At 63.9% G+C, this 12,747-nt stretch carries 1 protein-coding gene; it reads left to right on the top strand.

What is annotated here, in order from left to right:
* Positions 1-41 precede the first annotated feature (41 nt).
* Complete coding sequence (locus tag V7773_RS04740) at positions 42-12,662, top strand: filamentous hemagglutinin family protein (protein WP_336072483.1); 12,621 nt, start codon at positions 42-44, stop codon at positions 12,660-12,662.
* The last annotated feature ends 85 nt before the right edge of the window (positions 12,663-12,747 follow it).

The following is a 12,747-nucleotide window of genomic DNA, read 5'->3' as shown; positions in this document are numbered from 1 at the left end:
GCGTTGCGCCCCCTTAGAGCGAACCCGAAAGGATGAGTAGGATGCTGCGCTGCAAACCCCAGACGAACCTGAATGCTCCACGTCGCGATGGCGAGTTGTCGATGTTGCGGCTCAAGCCGCTGGCCCAGGCTATTGCCCTGCTGATGGTGGCTGGCAATGCCCAGGCGGCGACCGCGTTCAGTTCGGCCTGGTTTGCCGCCAAGGGCGCGTCCCCGGCTGGTGGTACGGGGCGGCCCACGACGGCGCAGCCGGGCATGCCACCACCCCTGGCGCAGCAGCAACGGGCCAATGCGCAGTTGCAGCGGTCGCTGACCAACCTCAACAACACCGTGGCCGCCATCGCAGCCCAGCAGGCGGCGCAAGCGGCAGGAAGGCAGGCCGCGTTCGGGCAAATCCAGACCGTGCCCGACGGCTTGGGCGAGGGCGGGCTCAAGGTCGATAACAGCCTGACCCAGGGCTGGCTCAACGCCAAGGGACCGCAGCAGACCCAGGCCGGCGGCAAGACCACGGTGAAGATCGAGCAGACCGCCGACAAGGCGATTCTCAACTGGGAAACCTTCAACGTCGGGCGCAACACCACGGTGGATTTCCAGCAGCAGTCGGACTGGGCCGTGCTCAACCGGGTCAACGATCCGCAGGCGCGACCGAGCCAGATCCAGGGCCAGATCAAGGGCAACGGCACGGTGATGCTGGTGAACCGCAATGGCATCATTTTCAGCGGCAGCAGCCAGGTCAACGTGCGCAACCTGGCGGCGGTGGCGGCCAACATCAGCGATGAGCAATTCAGCAAGCGCGGCTTGTACGTCGATGCCACTGGCACCCAGCCGACCTTCACCGACGCGGCGGGCAAGGTCGAAGTGCAGCAGGGCGCACTGATCGAAACCCATCGTGCCACCACCTCCACGGCGGGGGGCGGCTATGCCTTGCTGCTGGGTAGCGAAGTGGAGAACGCCGGCTCCATCATCACCGCCAAGGGCCAGACCACCCTGGCGGCAGGCGACAGCTTCTACATCCGGCGCGGCCAGGGCACCAGCGGCAACCTGCGTTCCACCACCCGTGGCAACGAGGTCGCGACATCCCTCAAACCGGGCAGCAGCGCCGGCACGGTGATCAACAGCGGCCTGATCCAGGCCAGCACCGGCGACATCACCTTCACCGGACACCGGGTCGAGCAGAACGGCGTGGCCGTCGCCACCAGTTCAGTGGACACCCGCGGCACCGTGCACCTGCTCAACGCCTTCAGCGACAGCACTGGCAGCGTGACCCTGGGGCTGGGCAGCGCCACGGCGGTGTTGCTCGACGCCGCCGGCGGCAGTGCCCTGGACAGTCAGCGCAATGCCGGACCGGCCGGCCTGGATGGCACGCCGAATAACCTGATCACCGGCCAATTCAACAACCTCAGCAGCGTGGTCGACCGCACCGATCAGTCGCGGGTCGAGATCGTCAGTGGCGGTAGCGTTGACTTCCAGAACAGCTCCATCACCCTGGCCACCGGCGGCCAGGTCGCGGTCAGCGCCGCCGGGCGCAGCCTGGTGCGCGATGGCGCGGTGATCGACGTATCCGGCGCCATTGGCGTCAAGGTGGCGATGGAGTCCAACTCCATCAAGGTCAACGTGCAGGGCAATGAACAGCGCGACGCACCGGTCAACCGCGAGGACGGCAAGCTGACCAACAACGATGTTTGGGTGGATGTGCGCGACTTGATCTACGTGCCGGCGGGCACCAATGGTTACGCCACCGACCGTTGGTACACGGCGGGTGGGCTGTTGGAAGTCGGCGGTTACTTGGGGACCCGAGGCCACAGCGCCGGTGAATGGGCTGCTCAAGGCGGCACCCTGACGTTCACTGGCAACGACGTGGTGACCCAGCAGGCAGCGCAACTGAACCTGTCTGGCGGTACCCTGGATGTGCAGAGCGGCTACTTGCGGCAGTCCTGGCTCAAGGGCGCTGATGGGCGTTTGTATGAATTGTCCAAGGCGCCGGGGGACATTCTCTACACCGGTATCTACAAGGGCTACGAAGACCACAGCCAGCGTTGGGGCCAGACCGATTACTACTACAACCCGCTGATTGCCCCACGCGAGCGTTTCGAAGCCGGCTACACCGTCGGCCGCGATGCCGGCAAGCTGGTGGTGTCGACCCGCAACGCGGTGCTGGAAGGCCAAATCGTTGGTGAGGTCTACCAGGGTGAACGCCAGACTCAGGCGCCGAATCTCAACCTCGACGGTTACCAGCAATCGCAGAATGCCGTGGCCCGACGGGCGCAGTTGTGGGTGGGCAGCTACACGCCGATCTATGACAAGACTGCAGGCGTGATCAACAGCGGTTTGAACCCCACCTTCGATCAGGTCACCGTCGGCAAGGTGACCGACAAGATTGCCGCGGGCCAGGACCTGACCTCGGTGGTCGACACCGATCGGCAAGGCAAGCTGGTGCTGGATAACGAACGGCTCAATGGCTTCCAGCTCGGCGCGGTCAAGGTGGCGGCGGCAGAAGGTATCAAAGTCGATGGCACGCTTAAAGTGGCCGATGGCGGCGACATCACGCTTTATGCACCGCAGGTGGAAGTCAACGCCAACCTGACGGCCCGCAGCGGTCGCATTGCCTTGGGTAACGTTCTTAAACAGGTCAGGACCGATAACTTCCAGATGGGAGACGTCGTGCTTTCGCCCGCCACCGGTCAGCGTGCCGGGGTCACGTTGGGCGAGGGCGTGATGCTGAACACCGCTGGGCGGTGGAGCAATTTGCTGCTTGACGGCAACGACCGCCAAGGCCTGCCGTTCCTCAATGGCGGCACGGTGTCCGTGCGCAGCAGTGGCGACATTGACGTGCGTCAGGGCAGCCGGATTGACGTCAGTTCCGGTGCTGCGGTCATGGCCGATGGCAAGACTCGCGGCGGCAAGGGCGGTGACCTGACCCTGACCGCCAGTACCGGCGCATCGTCCGATAACGGCGCCTTGAACCTTGACGGTGAACTGCGCGGCACCGGCGTGAATGGCGGCGGGACCTTGACGCTGGCGGCCAACAAAGTGCTGATCGGCGACAGCGGCTCGCCGCTTGAACCGGGCACCCTGCAACTGGGCGGAGACTTTTTTGACAAAGGCTTCTCGGCCTATGACATCACCGGTAACGAAGGTCTGACCGTGGCCGACGGGACCCAGGTCGATGTGACGATGCCGGTGTACCGCTTTGGCGAGCAGGCGTTGAACACCGGCAGCGGCGCGGAGCCGGCCGATGCGTTGCAGCGCTGGACGCCGGAGCTGTACCAGGAAGATGCGATCAAAGGTGTCATGACCCAGCGTCGCGGCGCGAGCCTGAGTCTCACTGCCGGTACCGCGAACTCCAGCGCCGCCGACATGGCCAGCACCGTGTTGAACCTGGGCAAGGGCAGCGTGGTCAGCGTCGATCCGGGCCAGGGCATCGATGTGCGCAGCATCGGTCAACTGACCGCCAACGGTACCCTCAATGCGTGGGGGGGGCGGGTCAGCCTCACCGGGTTGAGCGTCATCGGTGCGGAGGGTGAAGCCGTCAACGCTCAGGGCCACGGTCGCTCCATCTGGCTGGGCGAGCAGGCTCTGATCGATGTCTCCAGCCGGGCCGTGACCGCCCGGGATATGCGTGGTCGGACCTACGGCCTGGTACGTGATGGCGGGCAGATTGTCATCGGCGGCCAGATCGACGCCGAGAAAGGTTCGGCTTCCGCATCCGAACTGTTTGTGGTGGTGCGCGAGGGCGCGCGTCTGCAAGCGGATGGCAGCCAGGCCGTGCTGGATATTCCCGGACAGGGGCGCACCTCGGTGGCGAGCAATGGCGGCAGCATTTCCCTGGCGTCGGCCAATGGTTTGTACCTGGATGGCGCATTCAGCGCCCATTCGGGCGGGACAGGGGCGGCGGGCGGCAAGTTGTCGGTGGCATTGGAAACGCCTTACTACGTGAAGAACGCCGCCAGCGACCGAGCGATGAAGGTGCGTGAGTTGGTGTTGGGACAGACCGCGCCTGCGAGCTTGCTGGAGGGTAATGCCGAGACGGCGGCGGACTCGTTGGTTTACGGCCACGGGCGCTTGGGTGTTGATCAGGTCCAGTCGGGAGGTTTCGACAGCCTGGCGCTGTTGAGCAATGGACTGTTGAGCATCGATGGTGACGTGTCGCTGTCCCTTGGCCAAAGCCTGAGCCTGTATGCCCGCAACTTTGTCACGAGTGCAGCCGCGCCAAATACCCGGGCTCAACTCAATGCTTCCCATGTACTGCTGTCGGGCCCCGCGGCCAACCTTCTAAACAAGGATAACTACGTCCGACCGGTGGTCGACGGTGGCGTATCGTTACAGACGAACAAGGCCGTGTTTTCTGTCAACGCAGACCTGTTGGATGTGCAGGGTAACGTGACGTTCAGCAGCAAGGGCACCGTGCGGCAGGCCGACGGCAGCACCGTCGAGTTGGAGCGCACAGGTTTTGACCGGGTTCAGTTAAGCAGTCGGGGAGATGTGCGATTCCTGGCCGGGTTCTCGAGCGAAGGGTTGCCTTTAGGTTTCACAACTCAACTGGTGACGCCTGCGGACATGATCCTGCAGGCCGCCCAACTGTATCCAGCGACCGGCGTAGGCGCTCGTGTTTTGGCAGGGTATGGCTGGGGGCGCGATCCCGTTAACAACATCCCTCTCTACGATCCGACGCGCAGTCTGGTTATCGGCCGTACCACCCAGGTCGTCCCCCAGGTGCCTTATTCGGTGTTCGGTCGCTTGCAATTGGGCAGTGCGAAGATCGAACAAGGGGGTGTCGTACGGGCTCCGCTTGGGCTGCTTGAAGTCGGTACAAATGATAGCTCGGCGGGCATATCTGCCCGGCTGGACTTGTTGCCGGACAGTTTGACCTCCGTCAGCGGCCTAGGGCTGATCCTGCCTTATGGCGGTACTGTCGATGGGCAGAGTTACCAGTACGCAGGCAAAAAAGTCGTTCTGCTGGGGCAAGGCGCAGTGCCCTCCGACAATGGTGACCTCAATGTCGGCGTGATTCTGGGGGGGCAGTCGGTGGTTGCTCAGGAAGGCTCGGTACTCGACCTCTCGGGGGGTGGTGACTTGCTCGGCGCCGGGTTTATCTCCGGCCGAGGGGGTTCCACCGACGCGCGTTTCAATCCGCTGGTACAAATCGGCGCGAACGGCGGTTTTACCTTGCCGGGCCTATCCAGCAACCCGGTCTATGCCATCGTGCTGGGCAACCAGAGCCAATATGCACCAGTCGCCCCCGAAGGTGGCGCAGTGGACCCCAGGGTAGGCCAGCAAATTACCATTGGTGCTGGCGTTCCGGGATTGGCCGCGGGTACCTATACCTTGATGCCCTCCACCTACGCCTTGTTGCCGGGAGCGTTCCGGGTCGAAGTCAATGGCCTGGCGGGGCAGGGGGTGACAACGGCTGCGCAACAGATGCGCAACGGCTCCTGGACCACCGCTGGGGTACTGTCGGTGGCTAATACCGGGCAGCGCAACAGTTTGTCCAGTCAGGTCATTCTGACGTCGGGAAATGTGCTTCGCCGCTACTCGCAATACAACGAAACCAGCTACGCCCAGTTTGCCGTGGCCGACGCCGGACGCCTGGGTGTCCCCAGGGCTTTATTGCCAGTGGATGCCAAGACTTTGAAGCTGAACCTGGCCAGGGGCGCTGGGGATCAGGCGTTCTCCTTCAAGGGTATTGGCAAGTTCGCGCCTCAGGCGGGTGGATACGGCGGTACCGTTGCAGTGGTAGGGGGCACCGGTAGCGCACTGGAGGTCGTTGCCGACGGGCGCGGGGCCACGGCCGGTTTCGAAGGTGTGACCCTCAATGCCGCAAGCCTCAATGCATTGAACGCCTCGCGCCAAGTGATCGGCGGCCAGTTTTCAATTCTTTATGGCCAAGGGGGTAACTACGTCACGCCACAAAGGGTCTCGCGCAGTGTGACTTTGCGTGAAGGCGCGACTCTGGCGGCACCGGAGGTTTTTCTGCTGACCGACGGGGGCGAGCTGTTGGTGGAACAAGGCGCCGCCATCAACACCCTCGGACAAGGCAAGGCGGCGTACGATGCCCGTGATGGCTTTATCTATAACCTCAATGTGAGGAACCAGAATTACAATTTGCTGGCGGCTTCCAACGGTTTGCTCAACGTGCTGGCTCCGCAATCGGGCGCCACGGGTTCGGTCAATATCGGCGGTTGCAGCCTGACACCGTGCACAGGCGTGACGAAGATTCACTCTGAAGGCAGTATCGTCGCCGCCTCGGGCAGCAGCCTGGAACTGGACGACCAAGTGCGCTATGGCACCCGTCACCTGACGCTGGCCCTGAGCAACATCAACGTTGGCACCGCCCAGGCCCTGAGCGCTGCGGCAACGCACCAGGTCTTGCCGGCGGGGCTGACCCTGAGCCAGACCGTGCTCGATCGCCTGTTGCGCGGGGACACCGAGTACGGTGCTCCGGCCCTGGAAACCCTCGAACTGTCGGCCAGTCAGGCGCTGAATTTTTACGGTACCGTCAGTCTCGACACCTATGACCCGACAACAGGCAAGTCGCGCCTGAATAATCTGATGCTCAGCACCCCTGCCATCTATGGTGCCGGTAGCGCCAATGATGTGGCGACCATTCGCACCACCAACCTGATCTGGAACGGCGCTGTCGGCGCGCCGGGTCCGGTGATTGCCGGTGGGGCCGGTACCGGTGCCGGTCGCCTGGACATCCAGGCCCAGCGCATCGAGTTTGGCTACGGTGAATTCGCCCAGCCGAGCTCGGTCACTACCCTGGACCGCCTGGCCCTGGGATTTGCCAACGTCAACCTCAGCGCCAGCGAACGCCTGACCGCCAATCACAAGGGCAGCCTGGCGGTGTATCAAAGCCAGGGCGCCTATGACGCAAAAACAGGCTACGTCTACAGCGGCGGCAACCTGAATATCCTCACGCCGTTGCTCACTGGTGAAGCCGGATCGGTCAACCGCATTACTGCAGGCGGCGTGGTCAATGTAACGGGCACAACCGCTAAGCCTGGCGCTGTCTCCGGGCTAGGGGGCGAGCTGTCCCTCAAGGGCGCGAGCCTCAACCTCGCCAGCGCAGTGGTGCTGCCCAGCGGCAAGCTCACCCTCAGCGCGACGGATGACCTGACCCTGACGGATGCGGCGCAGATCGACCTGGCTGGGCGCGCAGTCACCTTCAACGATGTGACGCGTTACAGCGCCGGTGGTGAGGTGATCCTGCAAAGCCGCAACGGCAACATCCGCCAGGCGGATGGTTCAAGCATCGACCTCTCGGCCCGTAACAACCAGGCTGGCCGGCTCAGTGCCGTGGCCCTGGACGAGGCCGCCGGGATCGTTGATTTGCAGGGTCGGATTCTCGGCAGCAGCACGGGCGAATATGACGCCGGCGGCACCGCCATGCCGTACCTGGCCGGTGGTGTGGAAGTCCAGGCCCAGCGCCTGGGCGGCAACGGCAGCCTCAGCGAGCAGTTCGCGGCCTTGAACCAACGATTGGATGACGGACAGGTGTTCGGTTCCCGTGGCTTCCAGCTCAAACAGGGCGACCTGGTGATCGGCAACGAACTCAAGGCCTCGACCATCAGTGTGTCGGTCGACAACGGAAACCTGTTGGTCAATGGCAAGGTAGACGCCAGCGGCGAACGGGTCGGCAGCATCCGGCTCGCCGCCGGGCGCTCTCTGACCCTGGGCAGCAACGCGGTGCTCGACGCCCACGGCAATCGCCTGCGGGTGGACAGCTACGGCAAGATCATCGACTCACCGAACCGCGCCATGGTCGACCTGACCTCCCGGGGCGGCGTGCTGACATTGGCCGACGGCGCGCGCATCGATCTGCGCCATGGCACCGCGGCGCCTGCGGGGCAGCATGATGGTCGCGCTCGCGGCACCCTGGAGCTCAATGCCCGGCGCGCCGGCCCGGATGCCACCCACGGTGACATTGCCATCGACGCCAGCGGCAACCTGGATATCCAGGGCGTGCGGTCCATCGCCGTCAATGGTATGTGGCAATACAACGACGCAGCCTTTGGCAGCGATCCGGCGGCCAGTGGCCGTCCTTATCAGGTCATCGACCAGGCCTACCTGGATGGCAAGCATCAGGACAGCCTCGCCTTCATCAACGCGGCGCTGGCCAACAGCGATTTGATGCAACGCAAACTCGCTGGTCTGAACAACGCCCGTTATGCCGATGCGTTCCACCTGCGGCCCGGCGTCGAGATCGTCAGCGCGACGGCCGACGGTGACCTGGTGGTGCAGGGCGACCTGGACCTGTCCGGTTATCGCTACGCCAGTGTCAACCCGCACACTCGGCAAACCGCCGTGTACGGCTCCGGTGAGGCCGGCGCGCTGACCCTGCGCGCCGGGGGCGACCTGAGCATCTACGGCAGCATCAACGACGGATTCGCTCCGCCGCCCGCCACTCAGGATGACAAAGGCTGGGTGTTGCTGCCCGGCATCGATTTCACCGGTGGCGACATCGTCGTCCCCGGTGCCGGCGTGACCCTGGCCGACGGTACGGCGTTCCCTGCGGGAACCACGCTCAACTACGACTTACCCATCAAAAACGTGACCCTGGCGGCCGGCACCCGGTTGCCAGTGGCGGCGATCCTGGAACAACCCTTGGAACTGCCGGCCGGCACGGTATTGGCGGCTGCGGTGCACGACGCCTCCGGCAACCTGCTGTTTGCCGCCGGCACTTTGCTGAGCCGGGCCCAGACCCTCGAAGCCGGCTCGCAGTTGGGCGCTGGCAGCGTGTTGAGCGGCGCCACCGCTTTGCTCGGTTTCACCTGGCCCAAGGGCGTGGCGCTGCCCAACGTGGCCGACGCGGGCAATGTCCAGAGCAATATTCTCAAGCTGGACGGCAGCCTGGCGCTGAACCGTGGTTCGCTGATCCCCTCGGGCACCGATGTGAAGTTGCCGGATGGCGTCGAGTCGATCCAGCTACGTCCGGAAATCGCCGGCAGCAATGGCCGCATATGGGCTATCGCCCCGATGCTCGCCGAGGGTTCGCAATCCTGGTCGCTGCGGCTGGTGGCCGGGGCCGATACGACGGCGGCGGACAGCCGGATCGTCCAGCCCGATCCGGTACAAGGCGACTTGCGTCTTGCCGATAGCCACTACGGCATGTTTGGCAAATCCGTGCCGGCCAAGGGCACCTATCAGTGGACTCAACTAGGGGTCGATGAGCTGGCGGGCGCGGGGTTCACGGTAGCGCTCGGACAAACCGTCGACCTGACAATCGTGAGCAATTTTGGCTACGACTCGGTTGACGCGTTCTGTGCGGATTTCGCTGGTATTTGCGCGCTTCAAGCTTCTTACAGATGGACCAAGGCAGCGGAGGAGGAATTGGCAGGTTCCGGCTTTGAGGTCAAGGCCGGCGAGCTGATCAGCCAGGCCGCTGCGCAGTTTTTCCAGTTTGATTCGGTCCAGTCACTCTGCGACGCGGCGCCGAGTGTCTGTGCCCCCGCAGACGTGGAGTATGATGCGGTTGCCGGCAGTGTCCGTCCGAGCGTCATCCGCACCGGCACCGGCGACCTGGAACTGCTCAGCGGTGGCAGCCTGCGCATGGATTCGTTGTTCGGCATCTACACCGCCGGCACCTCGTCGGCACCGACGTTCCCAGGCGATCCCTACAACCAGCCCAAGGCCCTGGGCGCCAACGGCAAGGTGCTCACCGACGAGGATGGCAGTAACGAAAAGCTGGTCGATGGCGGCGCTGAAAGTCTCTATCGCGCCTGGTATCCGGACGCGGGCGGTAACCTGTTGCTTAAGGTCGGCGGTGACCTCAGTGGCAACCTGACGGCGCCTGTCAACTCTAGCGGGCGACCGAACCCTACCGACATGGGCCAGGATTCGGCCAATGTAGGCAATTGGCTCTGGCGCCAGGGCAATGGTGATTCAGCGAGCAGCCAGCCGACCGCCTGGTGGATTAACTTCGGTAGTCATACCGCGTCGACGGTGTCGGGTGACGCTGATCAAATGGCCGCTTTCACCGGGTTCGGGACTTTGGGTGGCGGTGATCTGGATGTACAGGTGAAGGGGGACGCGGGGGTGTTGAACCGGCTCGCCGGTAACGACTTCAACTCAAACATCAACCCTCGTAGCCAGGGGCTGCTGTTGGCGGTGGGCAGCACCGGACGTGTGGGCTCTGATGGCAGCCTGCAATTGACCGGCGGTGGCGATCTCAACCTGCGTGTGGGTGGTGTTTTGAATCCCGAGAGCTCGTTCACCATGGGGCATCTCAACGGCGCGGTCATCAATTTGCGAGGACACGCCCAAATCGATGGTGGTGCCATTGGTCGTATCGACCTGCTCTACGGCAACAGTGCCTCAGTGCAATCCCCTGGAGAAACACGGGCCTACGACTCCTTCAAGTCCACACGAGGCTCTGCAACCGGTGGACTGACCCTCATGCCTGGTGATGCTACCTTCGATCTGCGTACGTTGGGCGACTTGGTCGTGATGGACGTTGCCGACCCGGGCCGGGCGCCGATGATGAGCGTGTCGCCCTTCAAAAATGGTGCGACTAACGGCTCGGGCGTGAGCTGGTTTTCGTTGTGGACGGCTAATACTGCGATTGATCTCTGGTCATCGGGGGGCAATCTGACGCCGCTGATTTCTGGGAGTGAGACGGACTTGGCGGTAGTCTACCCATCGATTCTGCGGGCCGTTGCGGCCAGTGGCAGTCTTTACTACGGTCAGGCCAAGGTCGCAGGCTCCGGTAACTCCAGTAACGGCTATCGCTCAGCCTTGCTGCTTGCCCCCGGCATCAACAGCGAGTTGCAGTTCCTTGCTGGTGACTCCATCTATGGCGGTGACCTGACGGTCAGTCGCTCTGGTGCCTCGTCCACGGCCATGGCCACACCATTTCGGCCGGCCTTCATGGGGCTTGTCGGTAACACTGTGGTGGTCAGTAATCTCTCCGCCGATGCCAATCGTGTCTCTATAGGCGCAAATACATTGCCGTTGTTTGCTTTTGACAGCAGCAGCGCGTCCGATGAATGGGCGAGCAACACCGATCCTGCCCGTTTCTATGCGCTCAAGGGTGACTTGCTGGCCGTCAATAGCGGGCGGACGATGACGTTCACCACCCCGAATGACAGCCGATTCGGCCAGACTTATTACGAAGGAACCGGGTCGGTGTGGATGATGGCCGGGCGGGACATTGTCAGCAGCGGAACACCGCTGAGTGGCGGCCAGGGTGGTGAGTCTGTCACGGGGCAGTACACCAGCGCCGGCAACCTCTTCATCCACCACAACCCCACCGACATCTCCATCGTGTCAGCCGGGCGCGACATCCTCTACAGCAACTTCAACGTCGCCGGTCCCGGCCTGCTGGAAATCACCGCCGGGCGCAATATCCTGATGGACGACAAGGTCAGCATCACCAGCCTCGGCGCCGTGGTGCCGGGAGACTCGCGCCCTGGCGCGAGCTTGGTGCTGCAAGCTGGCGCGGGCCTCAACGGCGCGGATTACGAGCGCTTCGTCAAGGCCTACCTGGACCCGGCGAACCAGGCCCTGGCCGGCGTGCCCCTGGCGGACCAGGACGGTAAGGTCGCCAAGACCTATGAAACCGAATTGGTGGATTGGCTGGAGAAGCGCTTCGGTTTCAGCGGCGACACCGAGCAGGCCCGCAGCTACTTCGCGGCACTGCCGGCCGAGCAGCAGCGGGTGTTTGCCCGCGACGTGTACTTCGCCGAGCTCAAGGCCGGCGGGCGTGAGTACAACGAAGTCGGTGGTGTGCGCCAGGGCAGCTACCTGCGGGGCCGCGAGGCTATCGACTTGTTGTTCCCGACCAAGGACGTGGCGGGCAATCCGATCACCTACAAGGGCGACATCACGATGTTCGGCGGGGCGGGGGTGCACACCGATTTCGGCGGCAGTATCCAGATGCTGACCCCGGGCGGCGGCCAGACTTTCGGCATCGAGGGCAACGCGCCGCCGTCCACCGCAGGCGTCATCACCCAGGGTGAGGGCGATATCCAGTTGTATGCGCATAACAGCATCCTGCTGGGGCAGAGCCGGATCATGACCACCTTCGGCGGCTCGATCCTCGGCTGGTCGGCCCAGGGCGACATCAACGCGGGTCGCGGTTCGAAGACCACCGTGGTGTACACGCCGCCCAAGCGCTTGTACGACACCTGGGGCAACGTGACGCTGTCGCCGTCGGTGCCGAGTACCGGTGCCGGTATCGCCACCCTCAACCCGATTGCCGAAGTGGCGCCGGGGGATATCGACCTGATCGCGCCGTTGGGCACCATTGATGCGGGCGAGGCGGGAATCCGGGTGTCGGGCAACGTCAACATCGCGGCGTTGACCGTGGTGAACGCGGCCAACATCCAGACCCAGGGCAAATCCACCGGCGTGCCGCTGGCGGCCTCGGTGAACACCGGGGCCATCACCTCGGCCAGTTCGGCGGCGTCTTCGGCGACGCAGGCGGCGGAAGACGTGGCCCGTCAGCAACAGAATGCGGCGCGGCAGAACCAGGCGTCGGTGTTTACCGTCCAGGTGGTGAGTTTTGGCTCCGAGCAACTGGCCCCGTCCCGCGACGGCGCCAGCCGCGAAGCGCCTCGGGCCTACGACCCGGCCAGCCCGGTGCAGGTCCTGGGTGCGGGGCCTTTGGACGAACAGAACCGCCAGCGGCTGACTGAGGAAGAGCGGGGGCGGTTGAGTTTGTAAGGAGGTCAGTGTGCAGGGAGGTTGGCTGTGCCGGCGTCATCGCGAGCAAGCCCGCTTACACAGGTGATCTTGGGTGTTCATGAGT

This window comes from Pseudomonas sp. 3JA, from assembly GCF_036961705.1.
Lineage (GTDB): Bacteria > Pseudomonadota > Gammaproteobacteria > Pseudomonadales > Pseudomonadaceae > Aquipseudomonas > Aquipseudomonas fluorescens_Q.
This window is presented reverse-complemented; position numbering and strand designations above follow the sequence as displayed.